Below are 24965 nucleotides of genomic sequence, written 5' to 3'. Positions count from 1 at the left end.
GTCGATTGCAGCTGTCATCCCCGCGAAAGCGGGGATCCAGTATTCCAGAGACTGTAGTGGGATACGGAGAGGCCGCGGCGTACTGGATCGCCCGGTCAAGCCGGGCGATGACGGCGGAGTGCGTGGAGAGAGCGCGCGCATCACGCAGCCTCCGCCGATTGGCCGAGCCATTGCCGTACCCGCGCATCGGGGTCGTCGTTTTGCGTCACGTCGGACACCACGGCGATCGAATCCGCGCCCGCGGCAAAGATCTCCGCGGCGTGCTCGAACTTGATGCCGCCGATCGCGACCAGCGGGATATCGCCGATGCGCTTCTTCCATTCCGTGATCTTTGGAATGCCCTGCGGCTCGAAGCGCATCGATTTGAGCGTGGTGAAGAAGATCGGGCCGAGCGCGACATAGTCGGGCCTGGCGTCGAGCGCGGTCGCAAGCTCGGCGTCGTCGTGGGTGGAGATGCCGAGGAGAAGGCCCGCTTCGCGGATGGCGTTGAGGTCCGCGTCCGCGAGGTCTTCCTGGCCGAGATGCAGGTACTTCGCGCCGGCGACGACCGCGGCGCGCCAATAGTCGTTCACGACCAGCTTGGCCTGCGTGCCCGCGGTGATCGCCAGCGCGTCGGTGACGATCTGGAGCGCTTGCGAGTCATCGAGATCTTTCGCGCGCAGCTGGATGGTGCCGACGCCGAGCTTGGTCAGGCGTTCGACCCACGCAAGGCTGTCGACGACGGGATAGAAGCGATCAGGATACGGCATGCCAGAACGGGGTCCCAACGACAGGGGTGGAAGGGGAGGCGAAGTCGCGGGCGTTCATCAGCCCGGCTTCGTAAGCGGTGCGGCCGGCCTCGACGCCGAGACGGAAGGCGTTCGCCATCGCGACGGGATCGGCGGCCTTGGCGATCGCAGTGTTGAGCAGCACGGCGTCGTAGCCGAGCTCGAGCGCGTGTGCCGCGTGCGAGGGCGCCCCTAGGCCGGCGTCGACCACCAGCGTGATGTCGGGCAGCCGCTCGCGCAGCAGCTTGAGCGCGTCACGGTTGGTGATGCCCTTCGCGCTGCCGATCGGAGCCGCCCACGGCATCACCACCTTGCAGCCGGCATCGACCAGCCGGTTCGCGACCGAGAGGTCCTCGGTGCAATAGGGGAACACTTCAAAGCCGTCCTTGATCAGGATGGCGGCGGCCTCGACCAGGCCGACGACGTCAGGCTGCAGCGTGTCGTTGTCGGCGATGACTTCCAGCTTGATCCAGTTCGTGCCGAACAATTCGCGCGCGAGTTTTGCGGTGGTCACGGCTTCGCGCACGCTGCGGCAGCCGGCGGTGTTCGGCAGCACGGTGACGTCGAGCTCGCGGATCAGCTTCCAGAATGCATCGCCCGACTTACCGCCGGCGGATTCGCGGCGCAGCGACACCGTGACGATGTTCGAGCCGGAGGCGCGGATCGCCGACTGCATGATCGCAGGCGAAGGATAGAGCGCGCTGCCGATGAGGAGGCGCGAGGCGAAGGTCTGGCCGTAGAAGGTCACCATGGCGAAGGTGTCTCCTTGAATGACAGTGTCATCCCCGCGAAAGCGGGGATCCAGTACGCCGCGGCGGCGCGGCTGGAAACGTGAAGCCGCGGCGTACTGGATCGCCCGGTCAAGCCGGGCGATGACAGCGGAGTGTGCGGCGGGCGTATCATCTCCATCACCCTCCCTGCCGCGGCGTGATGATCTCGATCTCGTCGCCGGCCTTGAGGTTCGTCTCGGCCCAGCGGCTCTTCGGCACGACGTCGTAGTTGAGCGCAATCGCGAAATGCGTGCCCTCGTAGTCGAGCTCGCTGAGCAGCGCATCGACGCTCGCGGAATTCACCTCGCGCTGCTCGCCGTTCACGGTCACAAGCATTGCATCACCTCGTTGTCGATCTGGCCGCGCTGGACAAAGCTGAGCGTCAGCTCGGCGAGTGCCGGCGCGATCAGGAAGCCGTGGCGGTAGAGCCCGTTGACGCTGATCTGGCCGCCGCGAATGCCGATGCGCGGCAGATTGTCGGGGAAGGCGGGACGAAGCCCCGAGCCGAATTCGACGATGCGCGCTTCGCCGAAGGCCGGATGCACGGCGTAGGCCGCACCCAGCAGCTCCAGCGCCGAGCGCACGCTGACGCCGGTGTCCTCGGCCTCGATCGAGGTCGCGCCCAGCATGAACAGATTGCCCTCGCGCGGGATCACGTAGAGCGGCCAGCGCGGATGGATCAGCCGCACCGGGCGCGAAAGCTGCACCTCGGAGGTCTCGATCAGGATCATCTCGCCCTTGACGCCGCGAAGCTCGCTCTGCTCGTCGCGCGCGGACAAGCCGCGACAGTCGATTACGATGCCGTCGAGATCGGCAGCCGTGACGTCGCTGGAGAACTTGATGGTGCCGCCGGCGGCTTTGATGCGCTCGTGCAGCTTCGGCAGCACGCGGCGCGGCTCGACATGGCCTTCGGTCGGGAAGAACAGCGCGTCGCGGAAGCGGCCCTCCAGCGACGGCTCGAGCTCGGCGAGAGCTGCGGCATCGAGCCGGCGGTGGCCTTCGGTCATCCGGGCGAAGCGCTCGAAATCGTTGCGCTCGCGCGGATGGGCGACGACCAGCGAGCCGTTGAAGGGGGTATCGGGCAGCTCGCGCCGCCAGATGTCGAGGGAGCGCTGGCCGAGCCTGGAGATGATGGGTTCGGCGACCTCCGCCTCGCACCAGGGCGCGAGCATGCCGCCGGCCCAATGGCTGGTGGAGTCGGTCATGGCGGCGTCACCGCGCTCGTGTAAGGTCACGGCGTGGCCGGCCTGCGCGAACAATAGCGCCTGCCAGGCGCCTGCAATGCCTGCGCCGATGATGGATACCGGTGAATCCGGTCGCTTGGTCGTCTGCAACATCCCTGTCCCTTCGCCGGCATGACCCGGATCAGGTTCAAAGGGTCACCGCGGTCCTGGGCGGATTTGCCCATTTAGCGGTATCTCAGCTCCTCCTCGGAGCACCCCTCGGAACGGCTCTAATGTATGCCAGTGGGAGGCCGTGTCAACGCATGTTGCCGGGAACCCCACTGTTCGTGCCCGGACGCGGCGCCGTGCGCCCGGGACATGAGAGGCTACTTCAAGGCCTGCGCCCGCGCATTGCGGACGCGCTGGGCCAGCTTCCTGTGCGGCACAGTGCCGAACATGGGCTGCGGGTTGCCGTTCGGCTCGAGCCAGGGGGCGCCCATATTGGTGTCGCCCATATTGGCGAGCTGCACCGTCTCCTGGCGCTGCCGCTTTGCAACGTAGTAATAGCCGCCCGCGAAATAACGCACGGCTCGGGTGTGGTCGCCGTTGGCGGCGCGATAGGCGCCGGCGAGGTATTTCACCGCATAGGTGAGATTGGTGTTGGGATCGCGCAGGCCTGCGGCATCGCCGGTGTAGCCGACCCCACGGGCGGTCGCGAGCTTGATCTGCATCAGGCCGATGGTGCCGCCATGGCCGACGAGACCGGGCTGGTAGCGGCTCTCGCGCATGATGACGCGATGCACCAGCGCTTCCGGCACGCCGTTGGCGCGCGCATGCATCGCGACCATCTCGGCATATTCGGCTTCGCCGGCGAATGCGGCCTGCGGCAACATCAGTCCGGCCGTGAGCAGCGCGGCAACGCGTAAAATTTTCATCAGATATTCCCTGAGGTCCAGTAAGTGACCTGCGCCCGGCGTCCGTTAGGCCTCGCGAACGCGGCGATGATGTGACCAAACGCCGCCGCGGACGATTTTGCGGCGCCGAGCCGTCATTGCGACTCAATGCTGGCTTAGTGGTCTCCCGAGCCCACACGCCCGCTCGCGACAGCAAGGTTGTCTATTCGCGTGGACTTGCGAAAGCGAGTAAGAAGGCGCTGCAAATCGGGAGAGGTGCCATGACAAAAACGGACATGGCCAAGCTACATTTCGGCGACACCCCCAGACAGAATCCCTGTGCCCAGTGCGGCACGCCGATCCCAAAACCCGACTGGATCGAGCCGGGCGAGGGGCGCGTCTCCTATCTCTGGACGTGCCACGCCTGCAATTATCGCTTCGAGGCGGTCGCGATCTTCGATCACGACATCATCGCGCATCCGCCGCTCGCGGCCTGAAGCGTCTTCTCAAGAGGGCATGATCTTTTCGGAAAACCGCTTCACACTTTTCCGGATCATGCCCTAAGCCGCCAGCCGCGGCTGCTGCCACACCGGCAATTGCATCCGCACGATCAGCCCGTGCGGCTCGCGGTCGTGCAGCGACAGCTCGCCGCCATGGGCGAGGGCGATCGCGCGTGCGATCGACAGGCCGAGGCCGAAGCCGGTGGAATCGTCCATCGTGCGCGCATCGTCGCCGCGCACGAACGGCTCCAGCATCTCCTGCTTGCGCGCATCCGAGATGCCGGGGCCGTCATCCTCGACGTCGATGACGAGTTTCGTGCCGGCGACATCGAGGCGGATCGTCACCTCGGCGCCGAAGCGCACCGCGTTCTCGACGAGGTTGGTGATGCCGCGATGCAGATCGTCGGGCCGCCCGGCGGCGGTTGCAGATAGCGGGCCGTCATAATGCACGACATGGCCCATGTCGCCGAACTGGTCGGCGATCAGCTGGAGCGTGCTGGCGATGTCGACCAAGGTCACCGCCTCGATCCTGCGGTCGTTGCGCAGCAGCGACAGCACGCTTTCCAGCATCGAGCGCATCTGGTCGAGATCGATCAGCATGCGCTTGCGGTTGCCCTCGTCCTCGATGAACTCGGCGCGCAGCCGCAGCCGCGTGATCGGCGTGCGCAGATCGTGGCTGATCGCCGCCAGCATCTTGGTGCGGTCCGACATCAGCCGCGCGATCCGCTCGTGCATGCGGTTGAGCGCGCGCGCGACCGAGCGGATCTCTTCCGGGCCGCGCTCGGGCAACGGCTCGCCGGCGACGTCGAGACTGAAATTCTCGGCCGCCTTGGCGAAGGAGGACAGCGGCGCGGCCAGCGCATAGGCTGCCCACAGGCCCAGCATGGTGACGCTGATCAGCGCGAACAGCAGCGTCATCATCCAGGGGCCGCCCCAGAACCGCGGCGGATGCTGGCCCTGCTCGACGCGGCCGGCGATCATGCTGCCATCGGGGAGCTCGACCGCGACCCGGTGCACGCCGCCGTCCGGCGCCAGCGCGAGTATCTTGTACTGATGGCCGAGATGCCGGCGCACGCTGCGCAGATGCGGGCTGTCTCCGTCCTCGGTGACGGCGGCGGTCCCCGGCGCGAGCAGCTCGATCCCGGCCTTCGGAAACGCCCGCGTGATATCGCCGAGGAGGCGCGGACGCGCGCTTGCGTCGGCACCGCTCAGCAGCAGGGCGGCATCCGCGAGCTGATGCGCGCTGTCGGGCGGCGGCTCGGCGCGGTCCGGCCGGCTGATCAGGAAGCTGACGGTGAGGATCAGATGCAGCGCGACGATCGAGGCCACCACCAGGGCTGCGATCTGTCCGCCGATGCTTTTGAGGTGGAAGAAGCGGAACGGCGTCATGACGGCCGCTCCACTAGGCGCCCAGGGTCGCCGCGATCGCTTCGTTGCTCGCTGCTTCAGTCCTCGGCGTGAACAGATAACCGCCGGAGCGCACCGTCTTGATGATGGTGGGATCGGCGGGATTGGGCTCGATCTTGCGGCGGATGCGGCTGACCAGAACGTCGATGGAGCGCTCGAACGAGCCGGTGTTGCGCCCCTGCGTGAGGTCGAGCAGGCTGTCGCGCGACAGCACGCGACCGGGGCGCTCGCAGAACGTGCGAAGCAGATCGAACTCGGCGCTGGTCACCGCGACCCGCGCGCCTTCGGGATTGCGCAGCTCGCGCAGGCGCAGGTCGATGCGCCAGCCTTCGAAGGTGAGCGTGGAGGCACCCTCGATCGAGCTCGCGGCCTGCGCGGCCGCCTGGCGGCGCAGCACCGCGTTGATGCGCGCGAGCAGCTCGCGCGGGTTGAAGGGCTTCGGCAGATAGTCGTCCGCGCCCATCTCGAGGCCGACGATGCGGTCGACGTCCTCGCCGCGCGCGGTCAGCATGATGATCGGCGTCTGCGCCTCCGAGCGCACCTTGCGGCAGAGGCTCAAGCCGTCCTCGCCGGGCAGCATGACGTCGAGGATGATGAGGTCGACCCTGTGATCGGCCATGGCGCGCGACATCTCGCGGCCATCGCTCACGGCGGTGACGTTGCAGGCGTTGTTGCGGAGATACTTCGCAATCAACGTCCGGGTTTCGCGGTCGTCCTCGACGACCAGGATGTTGGGATTGGGAATGGCCATGAGCTTTGTTTGTCCAAGATTCGGGCCAAATGGCGAAGATTTTTGTTTCAGATTGTTTCCGTCCGCCTGGGCGCAACACAGGGCAACACCTGGGCAGGGAAGCAGCAAGGTCTCGTTAAGGCCGTTAACCATACCGTGGCGGCGTCACACAAGAAACCCCGCAAGAACCACGGAGCCATCATGACCTCGATTTCGGCGGCTTCCGCCGGCAACTACCAGTCGCCCTTGCAGCGGCTTCAGCAGGAACTGCAATCGGAAGTTTCCGCCGGCACCATCTCGTCGTCGGACCAGTCGGCGCTCTCGACGGCGCTCACCGACATCGACACGGCCTTGCAGTCGGGCCGGTCCAGCGACCAGTCGAGCGGCACGCGTCCCTCCAAGGACGAGATGCAGTCGAAGATCGACGACCTCATTTCCGACGAGGTGTCGAACGGGACGCTGACCTCGGACCAGGCCGAGGAGTTGAAGAACGTGTTTCAGTCCGCCTTCGCCAGCGGTCCCGGCGGCGCGGGCGGACCGCCGCCCGGCCCGCCGCCGGATGACAGCTCGGATTCGTCGTCGACCACGAACTCGACCAGCAGCACGTCGAGCGATCAGACGACGGCGGAGATCCTCCAGCAGTTCCTCCAGGCGCTTCAGCAGTCGCAATCCTCGGCGTCGTCTTATGGCGCCAACGGCAGCTCGTCCAGCAGCTCGGACTTCTCGGCACTTCTGATCGACTACAAGAGCTGACCTGAAGCGACGCAGGCCGGCACGTTCCTCGCCGCGATCGTGCTTCACCCAGGGCGCATGATCGTCGGCGGGGAACTGTGCGTCCCGCACGTTTCCGCGCGAGCGAGGAACTCTCATCGCAATGCAGCGCCATTATTGCGCGACGAAATTGCCGCATCACAGGAACTGCACGTGATCGGCGCTGTTCTCTCCACACGAGTTTTCTGCTGAAGGAGAGGACAAGATGTTGATCAAATCGATCGCCGCCGGCCTCGCCGGCACCGCACTGATTGCGACCGTTGCGTTCGCGCAATCGCCGACCGCCACCACCGACAAGGCGCCGACCGCGGCCGCCGCCACCGCGACGACCACGACCGCTTCCGGCGATTGGCGTGCCTCGAAGATGTCGGGTCTGAAGGTCTACAACGAGGCCAACGAGAACATCGGCTCGGTCAACGACCTGCTGATGGACAAGAGCGGCAACATCAAGATCGCCGTGATCGGCGTCGGCGGCTTCCTCGGCATGGGCGAGCATCTGGTCGCCGTGCCCTACGAGAAGCTGAAGTTCGTCAACGAGGCCGTGGCCTACACCGGCGCCGGCACGAACCCGGGCGCCAAGCCTGCGGCATCCACGACGACCGGCGCTGCGACCGGTACGGACAAGACCGCGACGGCCGCCCCGTCAGGGTCGAAATGGTATCCGGATCACGCCGTGTTCAATGCGAGCAAGGACGAGCTGAAGAACATGCCGGAGTTCAAGTATTCGGAGTAATGCGGCTCGTGTGACCATCTAAACGAGGCGCGCCCGGTTCTCACCGGGCGCGCTGTCGTGCCTTTTTCGTTTTCGTCGTCAGCCTTCGCTGCCCTTGAGCCGTTCGTTGCGCCGTCGCAGGCCTTCCAGGGTGGCGAGGAGGATGACCGATACCGTCGTCAGGATCACGGCCGCTGCCGTGATGGTCGGGCTGATATTCTCGCGGATGCCGCTGAACATTTCGCGCGGCAGGGTTCGTTGTTCGGGACCTGCCATGAACAGCACGATCACCACCTCATCGAAGCTGGTCGCGAAGGCGAACAGCGCGCCTGAGGCGAGGCCCGGCAGGATCAGCGGCAGGATCACGCGGCGGAACGCGTCAAGCGGCGAGGCGCCGAGCGAGGCGGCAGCGCGCGCCAGATTGGTGTCGAAGCTTTGCAGCGTCGCGCCGACCGTGATCACCACGAATGGCGTCGCGAGCGCAGTGTGGGCCAGGATCAAGCCGAGATAACTGCCGGTCAGTCCGATCGGCGCGAAGAAGAAATACAGACCCACCGCGGTGATGACGCCGGGCACGACGACTGGCGACAGCACGAAAGCCAGCACGAGCGGCTTGAACCGGCTCTTCCACTGCGCCAGCCCCAGCGCAGCCAGCGTACCAAGCACCATCGACAGCATAGTCGAGGCGACGCCGATGATCATGCTGTTCTTCAGCGAATTCATCCAGCGCGGCGAATTGATGAAGTCATCGTACCAGCGCAAGGAGAGGCCCGGCAGCGGATAGGTGAGGTACGAGCCCGAGCTGAGCGACAGCGGCATGATCGCCAGGATCGGCGCGATCAAGAAAATGAACACGAGCGTCGAGATGACGATGGTCGCGATCCACGCGATGCGCTGGCTGGGGGTGCGGAGGGAGGGGCTGTCGCTCAATTCTTCATGCCTCCCGTGACCTGCTGTCCCTGCACCAGCTTGCCGTAGACGAGCGCAAGCAGAACAGTGGCCAGCAGCAGCACCGCACCCAATGCCGAAGCAAGGCCCCAGTTCGCCGTCTCGGTCGTGTAGAGTGCGATGAAGTAGCTGATCATCTGGTCGGCGGCGCCGCCGACGAGGGCCGGCGTGATGTAGTAGCCGAGTGCCAGGATGAAGACGAGCAGGCTTCCCGCGCCGATGCCGGGCAGGGTTTGCGGCAGATAGATCCGCAGGAAGGCGGTGAGTGGTGGCGCACCCAGCGAGGCAGCGGCACGCATGTAGGCAGGCGAGATCGCCTTCATGCTGCTGTACAGCGGCAGGATCATGAACGGCAGGAGAACGTGGGTCATCGCCACGCAGACGCCGAAGCGGTTGTAGATCAGGCGCAGCGGCGCGTCGATGATGCCAAGCCAGTGCAGGCTGTCGTTCACGACGCCCTGGCTCTGCAACAGCACGATCCAGGCGCAGGTGCGGACCAGGAGCGATGTCCAGAACGGCAGCAGGACGAAGATCATCAAGAGGTTCGACCGGCCCGGCGGCAGCGCCGCCAGCAGGTAGGCGACCGGGAAGCCAAGGATCAGGCAGAGCGCGGTGACAGCGAGACTGATGAGGAAGGTGCGGATGAAAATGTCGCGGTAGATGGCCTGATCCGGTGGTGCCGCGATGATCGCGCCGTCCACGTTCCGGGTCAGGTCGAGCGCCGCCAGGAGGTAGAAGCCGGTCACGGGGCCACCGGCGTCCTTGATCGTCGTCCAGGTGGTGCGTTCGCGCCAGGCCGGGTTGATCTTGCCCAGCGTCTCCTTTGCGGTGCCCGGCTCTGGCGCCGTCTTCAGATTGCGTGCGGTGCTGGTCAGGATGGTGCGAAAACCGTTCAGCGCGTAATTGAGCCGCTTGGCCGCGATGGCGATGGTGCCGGCGGCGCGCGCCGCCAGGATGTCGCTGGCCAGCGCCGCGTAGGCCGTCTCGTCCGGCAGGTCCTTGCCGTCCCAACTGGCGAGAGCAGCGACGGTTTGCGGCAGAACCTGACGCACCTCGCGGTCATCGACCGCGCGCCACAGCATGCCGGCGATCGGCCCGGCGAAGGTGAAGAGCAGAAAGACGAGAAGCGGCGCGACCAGCGCCAATGCCCTGACCTGACGTGTCCGCTCTGCACGCTTCAATCGGCGCTTGAGCGGCATTTCGGTCGGCGCATCGGCGCCGGTCGGGGACGCTGCCGTCATGGCATGAGCGCCTCTGGACGGATTGCCCTCGCCAATTCTGGGAGGTCAATCGCATGTGTCCTTTTGGAGCGGCCCGAGCAAGCGCCGCGTCCTTCGAGACGACCGCTTCGCCGTCTCCTCAGGACGAGGCTGATCGACAACGGCGCCTGTAGAGTCGCTGCCACAGATTCAGACCTCGTCCTGAGCGCCCGCCGCAGGCGGGCGTCTCGAAGGATGCGCCGCGGGCGCTATCCGCCACGCCTTTTCCTCAGCGCCCATTCGATCGCGCGCTACTTCGCGGCCCATTTGTTGAAGCGCTCGGTGAGGCGGTCGATGTTCTCGAGCCAGAAGCCCACGTTGATCTCGACCGCATTCTTGATGTTGTCAGGCGCCGTTGGCAGATCCTTCAGAACGGCGGGCGCGATCAGAGCGGCTGCGTCCTTGTTCGAGGTGCCGTAGGCAATGTTTTCCGACAGTTTTGACTGGTTCTCCGCCTTGCCGACGAAGTCCAGGAACTTGTAGGCGGCGTCCTTGTTCGGGCTGCCCTTCAGGATGACCCAGCTGTCGAGGGTGAAGAGCGCTCCGTCCCACACCATGCCGAAATTCTTCTTCTCGTTCTTGTTCGCAGTGTCGATGCGGCCGTTGTAGACCGAGGTCATCGCCACCTCGCCGGAGGCGAGCAATTGCGGCGGCTGGGCGCCGGCCTTCCACCAGACGATGTCGCCCTTGATGCTGTCCAGCTTCTTGAACGCGCGCTCGATCCCCTCGTCGGTCGCCAGCACCTTGTAGACGTCCTTCGGTGCGACGCCGTCGGCCATGAGGGCGATCTCCAGCGTGGTCTTCGGGCCCTGACGCAAGCCGCGCTTGCCCGGAATCTTCTTGGTGTCGAAGAAATCGGCCCAGCCCTTCGGAGCGTCCTTCAGTTTGTCCTTGTCGTAGCCGAGTACGAAGTCGTAAAGGATGGCGCCGACGCCGCAGGGATTGACCGATGGCGGGATATAGGCGGCCTCGCCGCCGATCTTGGAATAGTCCAGCTTCTCGAACAGGCCTTCCTCGCAGCCGACCGCCAGTTCGTCGCTCTCGACCTGGACGACGTCCCAGGTGGCGGCACCACCCTGCACCTTGGCGCGCAACACGCCGACGCCGCCGTCCCAGGACTCGTCGTTCATGGGAATGTTGGCTGCCTTCTTGAAGGGCTCGAAATAGACCTTCTTCTGGGCATCCTGATACGCGCCGCCCCACGACACGACCGTGAGGTCACGCGCCTGCGCGACCGTGGCCAGCGCCGCGCTGGCGCTGAGCACTGCTGCGAAACCCAGAGCAATCTTGCCGGTCTTGCGCTTCAGCATGGTCGTTGTTCCTTCTTCATCTGCGTTGCGTTGATGTTGATCGCTGGATCAGGCGGGATCGAGGGCCAGGCAGTCCTCGGGGCGGAAGGTGACGAACGCGTCTTCGCCGGGCGTGAGACTGTGATGCGTGCCCGGCTGAAGCTTGACCATGAACTCGGCATTCCCACAGACATCGAGCACGGCCAGCGCGTGGTCGCCGAGATAGATGGTGTTCTGCACCCTGGCCGGCAGCCGGTTCGATCCGTCGCTCGAGGTGCCATCGCTGACAATGGCGATCCGTTCCGGTCGCACCGACAGGGAGGTGGCGGCGCCTGGGCCTGATACATTGACCGCCCGTGCAGTCACGGCGCCGCCGCCAGCCAGCGCGACGCGGCAATAGTCCTTGTCGAGCGTCTCGACGGTACCGGCCAGCACATTGTTCTCGCCGATGAAATGGGCGACGAAGCTGTTCACCGGCTGCTCGTACAGCGCGTCGGGTCTGTCGATCTGCTGCACGATGCCGTCGTTGAACACGGCGATGCGGTCCGACATGGTGAGCGCTTCGCTCTGGTCGTGGGTGACGTAGACGATGGTGATGCCCATCGTTTCGTGCAGCTGCTTGATCTCCAGCTGCATCTGCTCCCGCAGGCGCTTGTCGAGGGCGCCCAGCGGCTCGTCCATCAGCACGAGCTGCGGATTGAAAACCAGCGCGCGAGCCAGCGCCACGCGCTGCTGCTGGCCGCCGGACAGCTGCCCGGGTCGCCGCTGTGCCAGCGTTTCCATCTTGATCATGCGCAGTGCCGCTTTGACCCGCTCCTGCGTTTCCGCCTTGTTCGTCTTGCGAACGGAGAGCGGGAAGGCGATATTCTCCGCGATCGTCAGGTGCGGAAACAAGGCATAGTTCTGGAACACCATGCCGATGTCGCGCTTATGGGGCGGCACGTTCTTGATCGGCCGTTCCGCGAGATAGATCTCGCCATGGGTTGGAACCTCGAAGCCGGCCAGCATCATCAGCGTGGTCGTCTTGCCCGAGCCCGACGGGCCGAGCAGGGTGATGAACTCGCCCTTCCTGATGTCGAGGTCGAGGTTCTTCACCACGAGGTGCTCGCCATCGTAGGTCTTCTGGATGCCGGAAAAGCGCGCCAGTGTTGGCGCAGGCGTGACCATGCCGATGTCGTCCTCGCGTTGTCAGCACCAGTGCTGTCGGCACCTCGTTCGAGGTTGCGAGGAACAGCTTAGCATCCTCCGGCGAGGGGGCAAGCGGTGCAAGCGACGAAGACCCGAGGGTCCGGAGAGTGAAGGCGCGCTACATCCCCGACAGCTTCGTCACGGACACGTTCACCGAGCCGCCGGCTTCCGCGACGATGCGCAGCGTCTTGGAATCGAAGGCAATGTCGGCCAGCGTCAGGCTGTCGATCTTCGCGTCGACCTTGAGGCCGTCCTCGCTCTTCTGGTAGTCGGCGATGGCAGCCGCGATCTTCTCGCGCGCATTGGCGGCGATCGGTTTCAGATCGAGCGTCGCTTTCTGCACCAAGGCCTGCTGCATCTGCGGCACCACTGCGCGAGCGGCCGCGCCGGGCAGGCCGAAGGCGGCCTCGGATTCCACCGCAAGCTGGATGTCGGCGAGCCGCAGCGTCTGCTGCCCCTGGTCGAGCATCGGCCGGCCCCAGATGTGCACGGTCGCCTCGGCATCGAGGCCGAGCCAGCTCTTCTTTTCCTTGGCGCGCACCAGCAGCGAGATCAGCAGCCGGTCGCCCGACGGGATCACGTTGACGCTCTTCACGGTGACGTCGACCGGGCCGGAGCCGTCCTCGGGATAGGTCTTGCCGACCATCTGCGCCGCGATCAGCTTGTTGATCTCGGTGAAGGGCACGTCGATCGGCACGCCGATGTTCACGCCGGTGCCGGTCGGCGGCACGATCGAGATCTTGTCGGGGAACGGGCAGTCCGGCTTGGACTGCGTCGAGGTGACGCGCGTCTCGAGCTCGAGGCCGAGCAGCAGCGTCACGTTCTGCGCGTCGACACGCGGCTGCGCCGCGATGGCGCGGGTCGGCTTCATCTCGAGCCAGAGCGGCGGCAGTGCGCCCGAGGAGCCCGAGCCTTGCAGCGGGATCGAGCGGCAGGCCTTGGCCCATTGCAGCTTCGCATTCTCCCGCAGCGACGGATCGTTGCGGATGCGCTCGGAGACGATGTTGATCTGCTCGCCGACATTCTTGTCGATCAGCGGCTTGACCTGCGCCGGCACGTTGACCTTGGCGCCGGCGACCGCAAGATTGGTGTCGCCGAGATTGACCTGGGCGCCGAGATTGGGCTCCAGATGCCAGTTGGCCGCGAGCTTCGGGCGCGACGTCACGAGCACGTTGCCCTTGATCTCGGCGCTGGCATTCAAATTCTTGATGTTGACCGCGCCGATCCGTTTCGCCGCGTCACCGCCGAGCACGCTGCCGAGCGCATCGCCGAGCGCGCCGGTCGCCTTCGACGACAGCGAGCCCGTCACGTTCAGCTTGCCGTTGAGCGGCGTCGAGATCGTCAGCACGTCCTTGTCGCCGGCAGCCGCCATCGGCCCGCGCACGGCGCTCCAGCCGATATCGGCGTTCTCCAGGATCTGCGAGATCGGGTTGTCGGCCTTGCCGGCGAAATTGCGCGGCGCGGCCTTCTCGGCCTGCTCGCGGATCGCCGAGATCGCGATCGCGACCGGCGCCACCACGATCGAGCTCTTCGCGACCGGCGGCAGCGGCGGCAATTGCGCGACCGGCGGCGCGGGATTCGTGGCGCGCGGCGACAGCAGGTCCATCGCCTTCAGGCTGATGAAAAACGACGCCGCGAGCACCACCACGGCGATCAGGATAGTCTTGAAATTCAACGTCAGACGCATCACTCCCCCAAGCCGCCCCGGCGGGGATTTTACAGGGCGGGCGAGGAGGGTGCTAGAGCGTACCGGTGGGGTGGAATTGGGGCGAACAGGTTAACGGCTGTGACCGCGCCGTTGCCGCGTCGTCAGGCCGTCGGCGCGGGGCTAGCCGCGCCGCGGACGGCGGACCGCTCTCACATTGCCGCGATCTCCCCCGCCGCAGAACAAGCGATCGCCGCCATCGGACTCCAGGCCTGAAACCATTGTCCCTGCGGGCAGGTCGAGCTGCTCGAGCACCGTGCCGGTCTCCGGGTCGATCCGCCTGATGTCGCTGTCCTCGCCTTCCCAGGTGCCATGCCAGAGCTCGCCGTCGACCCAGGTCACCCCGGTCACGAAGCGCTTGCTTTCGATGGTGCGGAGGACCTTCCCCGTTTCGGGATCGACCTGATGGATCTTGCGCTCGCGATATTGACCGACCCAGAGCGAACCCTCGGCCCAGGCCAATCCAGAGTCACCGCCGCCGCCGGGCGCCGGAATGGTGGAGAGCACCTTGCCGGTCGCGGCGTCGATCTTCTGGATGCGGTCCTCGGCGATCTGGAACAGGTGCCGGCCGTCGAACGCCGTTCCGGCATGCGCGGCGACGTCGATGGAGCGGGCGATCTTGCCGCTGTCCGGATCGACCGCGTTCAGCCTGTCGCCGGATGCGAACCAGACATGGGTGCCGTCATAGGTGACGCCATGCACGGCTTCGACGCCTGGAAATGGTCCGTACTCCCTGACGATCTCGGCGGCTGAACGTTTCATGTGCTTGCTCCCTGTGACGCGGATCATCCTACGTCTTCAGGAGCGGTCCGGGGAGTAACAAGCCTGTCGGGAAACCCGGCACGGGCGGGGTCATCCAGCGCCGCGCCCGGCCGTGTCCGAACGACTGCACCTTGTTCGACCGCGCCAGCTCGTCGAGCGCCCGCTGCACCGTGCGCGGGCTCATGCCAAGCGCGAGCGCGAGCGCCGAGCTCGACCAGGGTTCGCCATCGGAGAGGAAGGCGAGGACATCGGCGTGCTTTTCCTCGACAGGCCGCGCCAGCACGAGGACGTCGCGCGTCTTTCGCGGCGACAGCACAAAGCCCTGCTTCGTTGCGCTGATCTCGGCCAGCGTCGTCAGCTCGGCGCGGAGCCGCCCGATCTCGACGCGCAAACGCGCGCGATGCGATTCATCGGCGTGCCTGGCCCGGAACGCGCCGGCGATCAGAGCCTCCCGCGAGACATCCGCGGGCCAGGCCTGCGCCAGCAGACGGGCGAGCGCGAACAGCACCGGCCGTGTTCCGAGCGATACGATGCGGCCTTGCCTGCGCAGCGCATGATGAAAGGTGTCGACGACGAGCGCCGTCGAGGTCGCGAGCCTTTCGACCTCCCCGAGCAACAGCGGGTGCTCGCTGCCGCGCGTGATCAGGCGCGCCGCGGGGGTGTCGAGCACGAGATTTGCGCTGTCGACCTCGGCCAGGAGCGCCGGGATATTCGCCAGCCGGGCGGCCTGCGCCGCACGGCCGAGCGCCGCGCGCGCGTCTGTCGTTCTGAGTCGCCTGATTGCGATGCCGGCGACTATGAGCTCGCGGACGACTTGCGATGCGGGCGGGAGCGGGGCGGAGGCAAGCTCGGCCAGCGCGCGGTCGGCCTCGTCGAGCCGCCCGAGAAGGAGAAGACGGCGCGCCTCGATGTGCCCCGCATGGGCAGCATTGGCGAGATCGCCGTGCTTTTCGAGCGTCGCGCGCGCTGCCGCGAGCGTTTTCGCCGGCCAGCCCAGGTCGCGTGAGACCAGCGCGATCTCGGCTTCGGCCACCACGCATCTCGCGCGCGCCACCGCTTCGCGCGGACCGAAGGCGCGTGCGGCGCTGCGCAGCAGCGTCTTCGCTTTCGCGAGATCGCCGAGCTGCGCCATCGCGATGCCGCGTAGCGCCAGCGATGGCGCATCGTTGCGCAGTGCGACACGGTTCAGCGCGCCGAGCGGATCGCCGGCCTCTAGCGCACGCGCCGCGGCCGTGATCAGCGACTCCATGACAATCCCGCCACACTTGTTACTCCCACCGCGCAACCGTCCGGTGCCAGAAATCGTTGACGGCCGACACTATGCGGCGAGGGGCGAGCGGTTCCGCATCTGTGAGACGCGGAATGGTCGCCCGGACAAGAAGTTTGGAGAACCATGATGACTTCAGCAGACAAAGCAGCGACCAACGGACAAACCGCCATGCAGGCACCGCCGGTGGTGTCGCCACAGGACTGGGAAGCGGCCCGTCAGCAACTGCTCGTGAAGGAAAAGGCGCATACCCGTGCCCGCGATGCCCTGGCCGCCGAGCGCCGGCGCATGCCGTGGATGGAAGTCACCAAAACCTATGCGTTCGAGGGCCCCGGCGGCAAGGTCAGTCTGACTGATCTGTTCCAGGGCCGGCGGCAGTTGATCGTCTATCGCGCCTTCTTCGAGCCCGGCGTGTTCGGCTGGCCCGATCATGCCTGCCGCGGCTGCTCGATGGTGGCCGACCAGGTCGCCCATGTCGCGCATCTCAACGCCCGCGACACCACGCTGGTGTTCGCCTCGCGCGCGCCGCAAGCGGACATTGCGCGGCTGAAGAAGCGGATGGGCTGGACCATGCCGTGGGTCACCGTCACCGACAGCTTTGATGCCGATTTCGGCGTCGACGAATGGCACGGCACCAACGTGTTCTACCGCGACGGCGACCGGATCTTCCGCACTTACTTCGTCAAGAGCCGGGGCGACGAGCAGATGGGCGGTACCTGGAACTATCTCGACATCACCCCGCTCGGCCGGCAGGAGGTCTGGGAAGATTCGCCAAAAGGCTATCCGCAGACGCCGACTTACAAATGGTGGAACTGGCACGACAGCTACACGGAAGGCGCTGCCCCCGACAAGAAATGGGTGGAGATCTCGGACGCCGGCGAGAAGGCTTTTCGCGAGGAGGCGGCGGACGGTCGTGACTAGTCCCGTCAGCGCAACTGCCGGCGCCGGCCGCGACGGCGTGGTGGCCGCGCGCCACCTCGCCAGATGGCTGGCTTTGGCGGCCACACCGACCTTTGCGATCATGGCCGTGCTGACGGCCGTGATCGGTGGCCCGGCGGACATGCTCTGCGCCGCCGGGCGCGGATCTGTGCTCGGCGGGATGGTGCCGATGTATCTCCTGATGAGCGCATTTCATTCGGCGGCGTGGCTGCGGTTGATTGCGGAGCGGCGGGGAGGTCGTGGCTAAGGGACCGCCGGTGTGAACGCCTCGTCCTTCGAGACGCGCGCAAGAGCGCGCTCCTCAGGATGAGGCTAACCGGCACCGGCCCCGCGGCGAAATTGCTGATCCGCATTCAACCCTCATCCTGAGGGCCCGCCATAGGCGGGCGTCTCGAAGGATGATGAGATCCGCGCTTCGCCAATTCATGGAGCTCGACAAAATCTCCCCGTATGAATGCTTCCTTCTTGGCGCGGCTCCATTTCTTGAGCTTGCGTTCGCATTCAATCGCGTCGGTGATCCGATCGAACCATTGCGAGAAGACGAGCGTTACGGGTCTGCGCGACTTCGTATAGCCAGCAAACGTGCCGGCGTTGTGTTGCGCGATCCTGATTTCGAGCTCGGTTCGCGTTATGCCGATGTAGTAACTGCCATCGGCGCATTTGAGAATGTAGAGCCACGCGCCGTCTGTCATCGTGCCCGCCCCATCCTTCGAGACGCGCGCAAGAGCGCGCTCCTCAAGATGAGGCTAACCGGCAGTTGCGTATAGGTGCAAGATCGATGGTTCGTCGTCTCAAGGCCACCAGCTCAGTCCTCATCCTGAGGGTCCGCCGGAGGCGGGCGTCTCGAAGGATGGCCGCGAGCACCGACACTAAATGTCTGGCATCGCCGCGATCCTATTGCCCGCCTGCCGCCTGCAAATAAGCAGCCACCTTGGCCGCCTCCTCCGCCGAGACGCCGCCATAGGGCTGCATCTTGTTGCCGGATACGACCTCGTCCGGCTTGACCATGAAGCGGGTGAGCTTGTCGTGGTCCCAGACGAAGCCGGCCTCTTTCATCGACTGGGAGTAGTTGTAGTTCGGCAGTGCGCCGGCCTTGCGGCCGACGATCTTGCTGAGGTTGGGACCGAGGCGGTTGTCGCCTTCCTTCACGGAGTGGCAGGTGCGGCAGGAATTGTTGAAGGCCTGCTGGCCCGCCTCATCGCCCGCCGGCTGCTGTGCGAGCAAGGCGGAGGCGGAGAGGAGCAGCGTCAATGCTCCGGCGGCTGCGATCGTGCGCAGCCATGGGCTTGGCGAGGTTTGCAGGCGTGATTGCATCGGCGCCTCCATCGGGGATCGCGCCGCAACACGCGCGCGTCGAGATGCTGAGGGCAAACGAAAACGGCCCCGGTGGGTTCCGGGGCCGTTTGCGTCACAATGTCCTGTCGCTCAGCGCGTCGCAGCTCCGAGATCCGCGCGGCGCTCCGTCATCGGCAGCACGATCACCTTGGTGCCGACGTTGACGCGGGAATAGAGGTCCGAGACGTCGTCGTTGGTCAGGCGGATACAGCCGGACGAGACGCGCTTGCCGATGGTGTCGGGGGCGTTGGTGCCGTGGATGCGGTAGATGGTGCCGCCGAGATACATGGCGCGGGCGCCTAACGGGTTGCCCGGGCCGCCGGCCATGTGGCGCGGCAGATAGGGCTGGCGGGCAATCATCTCCGGCGGCGGAGTCCAGGCCGGCCATTCGGCCTTGCGGGTCACGGACTGGACGCCGGACCAGGTGAAGCCGTCGCGGCCGACGCCGATGCCGTAGCGCAGCGCCTGGCCGTTGCCGAGCACGTAATAGAGATAGGTGTTCGGCGTATCGATGATGATGGTGCCCGGCGCTTCGCGCGTCGCGTAGGAGACGGTCTGGCGGCGGAAGCGCGCCGGCATCTCGACCGCATCCTGGTCCTCGGACGGCTCGGTCTGATAGGTCGGCGCCTGATAGGGCTGATAGGGCTGCATCGGCTGCGGCGCGGTCATCGGCGGCAGCGGCTGGAAGAACGGGAAGAGCTGCACCGGCGCCGCCTCGGCTGCACCTGCGAACGCGATCGCGGAGACCGCAACTGCACCGAAGGCAACGGCGCGCGAATAATTCCTGAAAGTATCCAGATTGAACATGTGATCGCCCCTGTTTGCTCGGTGTTTCAATGACCACCGCGGCACCGTTGCGGTGCTCTGTTGCCTGGATCACTAACGGAAAGAAGTTTCGGGACGTTTGCGCGGAAAACCGAAAACGGTTTCATGGCGGCAAGGATTGTTTCATGACAGTTTCGTGGCCGCAGGGGTCCGTTAACGAACAAAACAGCGGGCCGACACTTCTGTGACGTCACACGCCTGAAATATCCTTCGTTGATGGTCGTAAACCGAGAATCATCAAACTCTCGGGATTTCCCCATGCGGGTATTAATCGCGACCGACGCCTGGCATCCGCAGGTCAACGGTGTGGTCCGGACGCTGACCTCGCTGGCGAACGCGGCCAAGGCCCTCGATGTCGAGATCGACTTCCTGACCCCGGACGGCTTTCCGTCCTGGCCGCTGCCGACCTATCCGGGCCTGCGTATCGCGCTGCCGAGCCGCAAGGAGATCGCGCGGCGGATCGAGAAGGCGGCGCCGGAAGCGTTGCACATTGCGACCGAAGGCCCGATCGGCTGGGCCGCGCGCGCTTATTGCCGCCGCAACGGGCTCGCCTTCACGACGTCCTATACGACGCGCTTTCCGGAATACGTCTCGGTGCGAACCGGTATCCCCGCGAGCGTCGGCTATGCCGTGCTGCGCCACTTCCACGATGCCGCCGCCATGACCATGGTGGCGACGCCCTCGCTGCGGCAGGAGCTGTCCGAGCGCGGCTTCAAGCGGCTCGGCTTCTGGACGCGCGGCGTCAACACCGAGCTGTTCCACCCGGATCATCCGGCCAAGCTCGATCTGCCCGGTCCGATCTTCATGACCATGGGCCGCGTCGCCGTGGAGAAAAACCTCGAAGCGTTCCTCTCGCTCGATTTGCCCGGCACCAAGGTCGTCGTCGGCGACGGCCCGCAGAAGGCGGCGCTCGAAAAGAAATACCCCGATGTCGTCTTCCTCGGCGAGAAGAAGGGCGCGGATCTCACTGCGCATCTCGCCGCCGCCGACGTGTTCGTGTTTCCCAGCCTGACCGACACCTTCGGCGTCGTGCAGCTCGAGGCGCTCGCTTGCGGCACGCCGGTTGCGGCGTTTCCGGTGACGGGCCCGAAGGACGTCATCGCCGATCACCCGATCGGCGCGATCGACCATGATCTGCGTACCGCGTGCCTGCGCGCACTCACCATGTCGCGCGAGACCTGCCGCAACTTCGCGCTGGAGCGCTCCTGGGAGAACAGCGCGCGCCAGTTCGTCGGCAATCTCACCTCACTTCAGCCCAGTCGCGTCCTGCGTGCCTCGCCTCGCATGGCGCGGCGGCCGGTGCGCGGTTGACCCTTTTTGTTTGAACCACAGCGAGAACCTCATCGATGGCTAAGATCATGAACCTTGACGGCACCCAGCAGCTTGACCTCACCCGCGGCACGGTCGAGCAGGCCTATGACCGCTGGGCCCCCGTCTACGATCTCGTGTTCGGCGGTGTGTTCGCCAAGGGCCGGCAGGCCGCGATCGCGGCCACCAACAAGATCGGCGGGCGCGTGCTCGAGGTCGGCGTCGGCACCGGCATCTCGCTGCCGCTCTATGCGCCGAACCTGCGCATCTTCGGCACCGACATTTCGGAGGCGATGCTCGACAAGGCGCGCCGCCGCGTCAGCGAGGGCAATCTGAAGAACGTCGAGGGCCTCGCGGTGATGGATGCCGAGAAGCTCGAATTCCCCGACAATTCCTTCGACGTCGTGATGGCGCAGTATGTCGTCACCGCCGTACCGAACCCGGAGACGGCGCTCGACGAATTCGCCCGCGTGCTGCGTCCGGGCGGCGAGCTGATCATCCTCACCCGCGTCAGCGCCGACACCGGCATGCGCCGCTTCATCGAGCAGAAGCTCCAGCCGGTGGTGCGTCCGCTCGGCTTCCGCACCGCCGAGTTCGCCTGGTCGCGCTACGCCAAGTGGCTCTCGGGCGCGAGCGGCATCGAGCTCGCCGAGCGTCGCCTGATTCCGCCGTTCGGCCATTTCTCACTGGTGCGCTTCCGCAAGGTCGACATCGCCAAGGCAGCCTGACCTGAAGCTCACGTGTCGCGTGCGTCATCGCGCCGCTGCACATCGTCACATGACAAAATGATGATGTCACACGGCCTACATCGAATCCCTGTAAATCCTGAACCCGAAAGCATTTTGGGGGAGAGCATGATCAAGAATTATCTCGAGCAGCTGCGGATCCAGCGCTGGGACGACCATCGCTACTATCACCACAGCCGCATCAATCAGAGCCTGCACTTCGTCAGCGCGCTGAGCTTTCTCTTCGCCTATGTCTGGCTGTTCGTCGATCCCATGATCTCCGCCCTGGTCGGCTGGCTGGTCTCGATGACCTCGCGCCAGGCCGGTCACTTCTTCTTCGAGCCGCACGATTACGACCACATCAACCAGGCGACGCACGAGTACAAGGAAGACATCAAGGTCGGCTACAACCTTCAGCGCAAGGTCGTGCTGATGGCGATCTGGGCGGCATCGCCGCTGGTGCTGTTCGTCGACCCCACGCTGTTCGGCCTGTTCACGCCCTGGGCTTCCGCGACCGACTTCATGCGGCAGGTCGCCAAGATCTGGCTGGTGATCGGTGGCGGCGGTCTCTTGTTCCGCACCGTGCACCTGTTCTTCATCCGCGACGTCGAGACCGGCCTCGTCTGGATGACCAAGATCCTGACCGACCCGTTCCACGACCTGATGCTCTATCGTAATGCTCCGCTCGCTCTGATGCGCGGCGAACTGATGGACCCCGGCCTGCACCTCAACCCCGAGCACACGCTGGGCTTCATCGACGAACCCACGCTCGAAGAGCAGCACGCCTGAGCGCGCCGGTCTCACTGAACACTCCGATGTCTGATGGTTGCGTCATGCCCGGCTTCGTGCCGGGCATCCACGTCTTGGGGGCTGCTTCGCCTATGATGCCGGACGAACTCGGCCTGCATGGTTCGAGACGCCCGCTATCGCGGGCTCCTCACCATGAGGGTCAAGGATTTTCCCGCGAAGCCAGTCCTCATCCTGAGGAGCCCTCCAAAGGCGGGCGTCTCGAAGGATGGCCGCGAGCGAACTCTTCGCCAAGCTTTTTCCAAGAGCGATGCACTCGCCGCGCGCGAGGGGACGGAAGAGCAGTGTCCGTGTCGGCCTCAGCGGCCAAAACGCTTGGCCAGCATCTCTTTCAGGATCTGCCGCTTGATCTGCTTGTTGGTGAGCACGCCGTCGTGCCACCAGAAGCCGTCGGCCTTCATCTTTTCGGCGGCGCGGACGAAACGCTCGGCGACCTCGGTGAAGTCGGCGTCGGTGTAGTTCAGGCTGAAGATCAGCCGTCCGGTGCCGACCCAGCTCAGCGACAGGCCTTCGGCGCGCAGATAATATTGCAGCATCCAGTTGTAGCGGGACGGGGTGGTGTATTTCACCGTCCAGATCGACGAGAAGTTGGCGAACTGCACCGGCAGCTTGGCGTCGGTCATCATCTGGTTGAGCTTCTGGACGCGGCCGTTCCAGGTCGCATCCAGGCCGTCATAGATGGCGCGGAAGTTCGGGCTGGCGAGCCGACTCAGGAACTCGTCCATCGCCGTCATGACGTAGGGATGCGAGTTGAAGGTGCCGCGGGCGAAACAGATGTCGGCGGGGCGGTCGTCGCGGAAGCGGCGCATGAGCTCCTTCTTGCCGCAGACAACGCCGACCGGGAGGCCGCCGGCAAGGCTCTTGCCGTAGGTCACCATGTCGGCCTTGACGCCGAAATATTCCTGGGCACCGCCGGCAGCGAGACGGAAGCCGACGAAGACCTCGTCGAAGATCAGCACGATGCCGCGCTCGGTGCAGACTTCGCGCAGCTTCTTGAGCCATTCGGTGTACGCCGCGCGATCGAAGTTGCCGCCGCGGGAGCTATCGACCAGCGAGGAATCGCCGGGCGCGTTACCGTTCGGATGCAGACCCTGCAGCGGATTGACCAGCACGCAGGCAATGTCCTTCCGCGTGCGCAGCACGTGCAGCGTTTTCTCGGACATCTCGGAGAGCGTGTAGGTCTCGTGCGCGGCGATCGGATTGCCGACGCCGGGCTGCACGTCGCCCCACCAGCCGTGATAGGCGCCGGCGAAACGAACCAGATGCGTGCGCTTGGTGTGGTAGCGCGCCAGGCGCACCGCCTGCATCACGGCCTCGGTGCCGGACATGTGGAACGAGACTTCGTCGAGACCCGAGATCTGGCGGAGCCGCTGCACGTTCTCGAGGATGACGGGATGGTAGGGGCCGAGCACCGGGCCGAGCGCATGCGCCCGCTTCTCCGAGCCCTCGATGCACTCCTTGTAGAAGTCGTTGCCGAAGATGTTGACGCCGTAGGAGCCCGTGAGGTCGTAGGAGGTGTTGCCGTCGACATCGGTGACGGTGACGCCGCTCGACGATTCCATGAAGGTCGAGGTGCCCAGATGTTCGCGGACGAGACGCGAGAACTGGAACGGCACGCGGTAGCTCTCGGTGAAGTTCAGGTCGGAGATCGTCTCCGCCGCCTCCTTCGTCATCGCGCGGCCCTTGGGGTAGCGATCGGCGTAGATTCGCGCGAGCCGGAAGAAGGCGTCCTTGCGCTGCATCACCACATTCGCCGGCGCGCCGTCGCAGCCGAAATATTTGTCACCCTCGAACTCGTAGAACGGCAGCAGCTTTGCCACCCGCCGCGACATCTTGGAGTGCCCGGCGAGCGAGCGATGCTTGGCGCGGGACAACTCGACCCGCGCCTTGATCTTCGGGAGGACGGCGGCAGCGGACGCTGCGGCGGCCACGGAAAATGAGAGAATCGGGAGTGTCGTTTCCATGACAACAAGCGCTAATACTGTGAGCTGACAGATTCATGACAGTCAAAGCCCTCATCGCCTCTTTCACCCAGCAGGAAGACCTCAACTTCCTGTTGACCAACCGCATCCCCCGCGCGGCCCTGACCCGCTTCATGGGCTGGTTCTCCAAGATCGAGAATCCCCTGGTGCGGGACGCCTCGATCGCGCTGTGGAAGCTGTTCTCCGACCTTGATCTGTCGGAGGCGCGCAAGACCCACTTCAAGAGCCTGCACGATTGCTTCACCCGGGAGCTGAAGCCGGGCCTGCGCCCCTTTGATCCGGATCCATCCGTTGTCGCCAGCCCCTCGGACGGCATCGTCGGCGCCCATGGCCGGATCGCCGACACCGAGCTGTTCCAGGTCAAGGGCGCGCCCTATTCGCTGCTCGATTTGCTCGGCGATTCCGCGCTGGTCGATCAGCACCGCAACGGCTCCTTCGTCACGCTGCGGCTGACCTCGAGCATGTATCACCGCTTCCATGCGCCGTTTGACGCGCATATCGAACGCGTCACGCTGATCCATGGCGACGTCTGGAACGTCAACCCGATCGCGCTGAAGCGGGTCGAGCGGCTGTTCTGCAAGAACGAGCGCGCGGTGATCCGCACGCATTTGTCGACAGGCGAGGCGGTGACACTCGTGCCGGTTGCCGCGATCCTGGTTGCGAGCATCCGCCTGCACTTCCTCGACATGGTGCTGAACGCGCAGACGAAGGGCCCGGTCAATTTCCCCTGCGACGTCAACGTGACCAAGGGCGAGGAGCTCGGCTGGTTCGAGCACGGCTCGACCATCATCATCCTCGCGCCCGGCGATTTTTCGTTCTGCGACGGCATCGCCGAAGGTACGCGCATCCGCGCCGGTCAAGCGCTGTTGAGCAAAAAGTAGCCTTCAATCCGCCGTCCCCGCCGCCTATATCG

At 65.4% G+C, this 24965-nt stretch carries 27 protein-coding genes and 1 riboswitch; of the genes, 9 read left to right on the top strand and 18 right to left on the bottom strand.

The window, feature by feature from the left end:
* Window positions 1–140 precede the first annotated feature (140 nt).
* The 5 genes from I3J27_RS28795 to I3J27_RS28775 form a co-directional block, all read right to left on the bottom strand.
* On the bottom strand, window positions 141–749 hold the full coding sequence (locus I3J27_RS28795) for a thiamine phosphate synthase (protein ID WP_270162256.1): 609 nt from the start codon (window positions 747–749) through the stop codon (window positions 141–143).
* Window positions 736–1518: a thiazole synthase gene (locus I3J27_RS28790; RefSeq protein WP_270162255.1), complete on the bottom strand. Its 783-nt coding sequence runs from the start codon at window positions 1516–1518 to the stop codon at window positions 736–738. The genes I3J27_RS28795 and I3J27_RS28790 overlap by 14 nt, the downstream gene beginning before the upstream one ends.
* Before the next feature lie 157 nt (window positions 1519–1675).
* Window positions 1676–1873, bottom strand: a complete 198-nt coding sequence (gene thiS, locus I3J27_RS28785; protein ID WP_270162254.1) for a sulfur carrier protein ThiS — start codon at window positions 1871–1873, stop codon at window positions 1676–1678.
* Window positions 1864–2874 (bottom strand): FAD-dependent oxidoreductase, encoded by a 1011-nt coding sequence (locus tag I3J27_RS28780; protein ID WP_270162253.1) that lies wholly within the window; start codon window positions 2872–2874, stop codon window positions 1864–1866. The genes thiS and I3J27_RS28780 overlap by 10 nt, the downstream gene beginning before the upstream one ends.
* Window positions 2862–2990: riboswitch (TPP riboswitch) on the bottom strand. (Overlaps the previous gene by 13 nt.)
* A 96-nt stretch (window positions 2991–3086) precedes the next feature.
* Complete coding sequence (locus I3J27_RS28775) at window positions 3087–3635, bottom strand: lytic transglycosylase domain-containing protein (RefSeq protein ID WP_270162252.1); 549 nt, start codon at window positions 3633–3635, stop codon at window positions 3087–3089.
* Window positions 3636–3874: 239 nt separating this feature from the next.
* On the opposite strand from I3J27_RS28775, the gene I3J27_RS28770 reads away from it, so the two are divergent.
* Entirely contained in the window at window positions 3875–4090 is a 216-nt protein-coding gene (locus I3J27_RS28770; RefSeq protein ID WP_270162251.1) for a hypothetical protein, read from the top strand.
* Between the two features lie 63 nt (window positions 4091–4153).
* On the opposite strand, the gene I3J27_RS28765 is transcribed toward I3J27_RS28770, so the two are convergent.
* Together I3J27_RS28765 and I3J27_RS28760 are read right to left on the bottom strand one after the other, a co-directional pair.
* Window positions 4154–5482 carry an ATP-binding protein gene (locus I3J27_RS28765; RefSeq protein ID WP_270162250.1) on the bottom strand — a complete coding sequence of 443 codons (1329 nt, stop codon included), beginning with the start codon at window positions 5480–5482 and terminating at the stop codon, window positions 4154–4156.
* Window positions 5483–5495: 13 nt separating this feature from the next.
* Window positions 5496–6251, bottom strand: coding sequence for a response regulator (locus I3J27_RS28760; RefSeq protein WP_270162249.1), 756 nt, complete (start codon window positions 6249–6251; stop codon window positions 5496–5498).
* A 180-nt stretch (window positions 6252–6431) separates the two neighbouring features.
* On the opposite strand from I3J27_RS28760, the gene I3J27_RS28755 reads away from it, so the two are divergent.
* Together I3J27_RS28755 and I3J27_RS28750 are read left to right on the top strand one after the other, a co-directional pair.
* Window positions 6432–6983 (top strand): hypothetical protein, encoded by a 552-nt coding sequence (locus I3J27_RS28755; protein WP_270162248.1) that lies wholly within the window; start codon window positions 6432–6434, stop codon window positions 6981–6983.
* Window positions 6984–7206: 223 nt separating this feature from the next.
* Complete coding sequence (locus I3J27_RS28750) at window positions 7207–7734, top strand: PRC-barrel domain-containing protein (RefSeq protein WP_270162247.1); 528 nt, start codon at window positions 7207–7209, stop codon at window positions 7732–7734.
* Window positions 7735–7812: 78 nt separating this feature from the next.
* On the opposite strand, the gene I3J27_RS28745 is transcribed toward I3J27_RS28750, so the two are convergent.
* The 7 genes from I3J27_RS28745 to I3J27_RS28715 form a co-directional block, all read right to left on the bottom strand.
* Window positions 7813–8643: an ABC transporter permease gene (locus I3J27_RS28745; RefSeq protein WP_270162246.1), complete on the bottom strand. Its 831-nt coding sequence runs from the start codon at window positions 8641–8643 to the stop codon at window positions 7813–7815.
* A complete protein-coding gene (locus tag I3J27_RS28740) occupies window positions 8640–9902 on the bottom strand; it encodes an ABC transporter permease (protein ID WP_270162245.1) in 1263 nt (420 codons plus the stop codon). The genes I3J27_RS28745 and I3J27_RS28740 overlap by 4 nt, the downstream gene beginning before the upstream one ends.
* 269 nt (window positions 9903–10171) lie before the next feature.
* Complete coding sequence (locus tag I3J27_RS28735) at window positions 10172–11230, bottom strand: ABC transporter substrate-binding protein (RefSeq protein ID WP_270162244.1); 1059 nt, start codon at window positions 11228–11230, stop codon at window positions 10172–10174.
* A gap of 48 nt (window positions 11231–11278) precedes the next feature.
* Window positions 11279–12376, bottom strand: coding sequence for an ABC transporter ATP-binding protein (locus I3J27_RS28730; protein WP_270162243.1), 1098 nt, complete (start codon window positions 12374–12376; stop codon window positions 11279–11281).
* A 139-nt stretch (window positions 12377–12515) separates the two neighbouring features.
* The gene (locus I3J27_RS28725; protein ID WP_270162242.1) at window positions 12516–14084 is read right to left on the bottom strand and encodes a DUF4403 family protein; all 1569 of its coding nucleotides are present in this window, start codon (window positions 14082–14084) and stop codon (window positions 12516–12518) included.
* Window positions 14085–14225: 141 nt separating this feature from the next.
* Window positions 14226–14864, bottom strand: coding sequence for a Vgb family protein (locus I3J27_RS28720; RefSeq protein WP_270162241.1), 639 nt, complete (start codon window positions 14862–14864; stop codon window positions 14226–14228).
* A gap of 28 nt (window positions 14865–14892) precedes the next feature.
* Window positions 14893–16113 (bottom strand): helix-turn-helix domain-containing protein, encoded by a 1221-nt coding sequence (locus I3J27_RS28715; RefSeq protein ID WP_270162240.1) that lies wholly within the window; start codon window positions 16111–16113, stop codon window positions 14893–14895.
* A gap of 144 nt (window positions 16114–16257) precedes the next feature.
* On the opposite strand from I3J27_RS28715, the gene I3J27_RS28710 reads away from it, so the two are divergent.
* Together I3J27_RS28710 and I3J27_RS28705 are read left to right on the top strand one after the other, a co-directional pair.
* Complete coding sequence (locus I3J27_RS28710; RefSeq protein ID WP_270162239.1) at window positions 16258–17052, top strand: DUF899 domain-containing protein; 795 nt, start codon at window positions 16258–16260, stop codon at window positions 17050–17052.
* Window positions 17045–17317: a hypothetical protein gene (locus I3J27_RS28705; RefSeq protein ID WP_270162238.1), complete on the top strand. Its 273-nt coding sequence runs from the start codon at window positions 17045–17047 to the stop codon at window positions 17315–17317. The genes I3J27_RS28710 and I3J27_RS28705 overlap by 8 nt, the downstream gene beginning before the upstream one ends.
* 106 nt (window positions 17318–17423) lie before the next feature.
* Here I3J27_RS28705 and I3J27_RS28700 read toward each other — a convergent pair whose 3' ends face one another.
* The 3 genes from I3J27_RS28700 to I3J27_RS28690 form a co-directional block, all read right to left on the bottom strand.
* Window positions 17424–17762 carry a GIY-YIG nuclease family protein gene (locus I3J27_RS28700; protein ID WP_270162237.1) on the bottom strand — a complete coding sequence of 113 codons (339 nt, stop codon included), beginning with the start codon at window positions 17760–17762 and terminating at the stop codon, window positions 17424–17426.
* Between the two features lie 202 nt (window positions 17763–17964).
* The gene (locus tag I3J27_RS28695; RefSeq protein ID WP_270162236.1) at window positions 17965–18384 is read right to left on the bottom strand and encodes a c-type cytochrome; all 420 of its coding nucleotides are present in this window, start codon (window positions 18382–18384) and stop codon (window positions 17965–17967) included.
* A gap of 111 nt (window positions 18385–18495) precedes the next feature.
* A complete protein-coding gene (locus tag I3J27_RS28690; protein WP_270162235.1) occupies window positions 18496–19212 on the bottom strand; it encodes a L,D-transpeptidase in 717 nt (238 codons plus the stop codon).
* 276 nt (window positions 19213–19488) lie between these two features.
* Between I3J27_RS28690 and I3J27_RS28685 the strand changes: the two genes are divergently transcribed.
* The 3 genes from I3J27_RS28685 (at window position 19489) to I3J27_RS28675 (ending at window position 22052) form a co-directional block, all read left to right on the top strand.
* Window positions 19489–20541, top strand: coding sequence for a glycosyltransferase family 4 protein (locus tag I3J27_RS28685; RefSeq protein ID WP_270162234.1), 1053 nt, complete (start codon window positions 19489–19491; stop codon window positions 20539–20541).
* Window positions 20542–20576: 35 nt separating this feature from the next.
* The gene (locus I3J27_RS28680) at window positions 20577–21266 is read left to right on the top strand and encodes a class I SAM-dependent methyltransferase (RefSeq protein WP_270162233.1); all 690 of its coding nucleotides are present in this window, start codon (window positions 20577–20579) and stop codon (window positions 21264–21266) included.
* A 126-nt stretch (window positions 21267–21392) separates the two neighbouring features.
* Window positions 21393–22052, top strand: a complete 660-nt coding sequence (locus tag I3J27_RS28675) for a hypothetical protein (protein ID WP_270162232.1) — start codon at window positions 21393–21395, stop codon at window positions 22050–22052.
* A 317-nt stretch (window positions 22053–22369) separates the two neighbouring features.
* Here I3J27_RS28675 and I3J27_RS28670 read toward each other — a convergent pair whose 3' ends face one another.
* On the bottom strand, window positions 22370–24034 hold the full coding sequence (locus tag I3J27_RS28670; protein ID WP_270162231.1) for an aminotransferase class III-fold pyridoxal phosphate-dependent enzyme: 1665 nt from the start codon (window positions 24032–24034) through the stop codon (window positions 22370–22372).
* A 35-nt stretch (window positions 24035–24069) separates the two neighbouring features.
* On the opposite strand from I3J27_RS28670, the gene asd reads away from it, so the two are divergent.
* Complete coding sequence (asd, locus tag I3J27_RS28665) at window positions 24070–24933, top strand: archaetidylserine decarboxylase (protein ID WP_270162230.1); 864 nt, start codon at window positions 24070–24072, stop codon at window positions 24931–24933.
* The last annotated feature ends 32 nt before the right edge of the window (window positions 24934–24965 follow it).

It is taken from the genome of Bradyrhizobium xenonodulans, assembly GCF_027594865.1.
Lineage (GTDB): Bacteria > Pseudomonadota > Alphaproteobacteria > Rhizobiales > Xanthobacteraceae > Bradyrhizobium > Bradyrhizobium xenonodulans.
This window is presented reverse-complemented; position numbering and strand designations above follow the sequence as displayed.

Bases quoted from the DNA above. Each gene is read 5' to 3' on its own strand.
- I3J27_RS28755 (WP_270162248.1), top strand. From the start codon at position 6,432: ATGACCTCGATTTCGGCGGCTTCCGCCGGCAACTACCAGTCGCCCTTG.
- I3J27_RS28725 (WP_270162242.1), bottom strand. From the start codon at position 14,084: ATGCGTCTGACGTTGAATTTCAAGACTATCCTGATCGCCGTGGTGGTG.
- I3J27_RS28720 (WP_270162241.1), bottom strand. From the start codon at position 14,864: ATGAAACGTTCAGCCGCCGAGATCGTCAGGGAGTACGGACCATTTCCA.
- I3J27_RS28790 (WP_270162255.1), bottom strand. From the start codon at position 1,518: ATGGTGACCTTCTACGGCCAGACCTTCGCCTCGCGCCTCCTCATCGGC.
- I3J27_RS28760 (WP_270162249.1), bottom strand. From the start codon at position 6,251: ATGGCCATTCCCAATCCCAACATCCTGGTCGTCGAGGACGACCGCGAA.
- I3J27_RS28780 (WP_270162253.1), bottom strand. From the start codon at position 2,874: ATGTTGCAGACGACCAAGCGACCGGATTCACCGGTATCCATCATCGGC.
- I3J27_RS28675 (WP_270162232.1), top strand. From the start codon at position 21,393: ATGATCAAGAATTATCTCGAGCAGCTGCGGATCCAGCGCTGGGACGAC.
- I3J27_RS28775 (WP_270162252.1), bottom strand. From the start codon at position 3,635: ATGAAAATTTTACGCGTTGCCGCGCTGCTCACGGCCGGACTGATGTTG.
- I3J27_RS28770 (WP_270162251.1), top strand. From the start codon at position 3,875: ATGACAAAAACGGACATGGCCAAGCTACATTTCGGCGACACCCCCAGA.
- I3J27_RS28710 (WP_270162239.1), top strand. From the start codon at position 16,258: ATGATGACTTCAGCAGACAAAGCAGCGACCAACGGACAAACCGCCATG.
- I3J27_RS28700 (WP_270162237.1), bottom strand. From the start codon at position 17,762: ATGACAGACGGCGCGTGGCTCTACATTCTCAAATGCGCCGATGGCAGT.
- I3J27_RS28730 (WP_270162243.1), bottom strand. From the start codon at position 12,376: ATGGTCACGCCTGCGCCAACACTGGCGCGCTTTTCCGGCATCCAGAAG.
- I3J27_RS28715 (WP_270162240.1), bottom strand. From the start codon at position 16,113: ATGGAGTCGCTGATCACGGCCGCGGCGCGTGCGCTAGAGGCCGGCGAT.
- I3J27_RS28695 (WP_270162236.1), bottom strand. From the start codon at position 18,384: ATGCAATCACGCCTGCAAACCTCGCCAAGCCCATGGCTGCGCACGATC.
- I3J27_RS28680 (WP_270162233.1), top strand. From the start codon at position 20,577: ATGGCTAAGATCATGAACCTTGACGGCACCCAGCAGCTTGACCTCACC.
- I3J27_RS28795 (WP_270162256.1), bottom strand. From the start codon at position 749: ATGCCGTATCCTGATCGCTTCTATCCCGTCGTCGACAGCCTTGCGTGG.
- I3J27_RS28740 (WP_270162245.1), bottom strand. From the start codon at position 9,902: ATGACGGCAGCGTCCCCGACCGGCGCCGATGCGCCGACCGAAATGCCG.
- I3J27_RS28690 (WP_270162235.1), bottom strand. From the start codon at position 19,212: ATGTTCAATCTGGATACTTTCAGGAATTATTCGCGCGCCGTTGCCTTC.
- I3J27_RS28670 (WP_270162231.1), bottom strand. From the start codon at position 24,034: ATGGAAACGACACTCCCGATTCTCTCATTTTCCGTGGCCGCCGCAGCG.
- asd (WP_270162230.1), top strand. From the start codon at position 24,070: ATGACAGTCAAAGCCCTCATCGCCTCTTTCACCCAGCAGGAAGACCTC.
- I3J27_RS28765 (WP_270162250.1), bottom strand. From the start codon at position 5,482: ATGACGCCGTTCCGCTTCTTCCACCTCAAAAGCATCGGCGGACAGATC.
- I3J27_RS28735 (WP_270162244.1), bottom strand. From the start codon at position 11,230: ATGCTGAAGCGCAAGACCGGCAAGATTGCTCTGGGTTTCGCAGCAGTG.
- I3J27_RS28750 (WP_270162247.1), top strand. From the start codon at position 7,207: ATGTTGATCAAATCGATCGCCGCCGGCCTCGCCGGCACCGCACTGATT.
- I3J27_RS28685 (WP_270162234.1), top strand. From the start codon at position 19,489: ATGCGGGTATTAATCGCGACCGACGCCTGGCATCCGCAGGTCAACGGT.
- thiS (WP_270162254.1), bottom strand. From the start codon at position 1,873: ATGCTTGTGACCGTGAACGGCGAGCAGCGCGAGGTGAATTCCGCGAGC.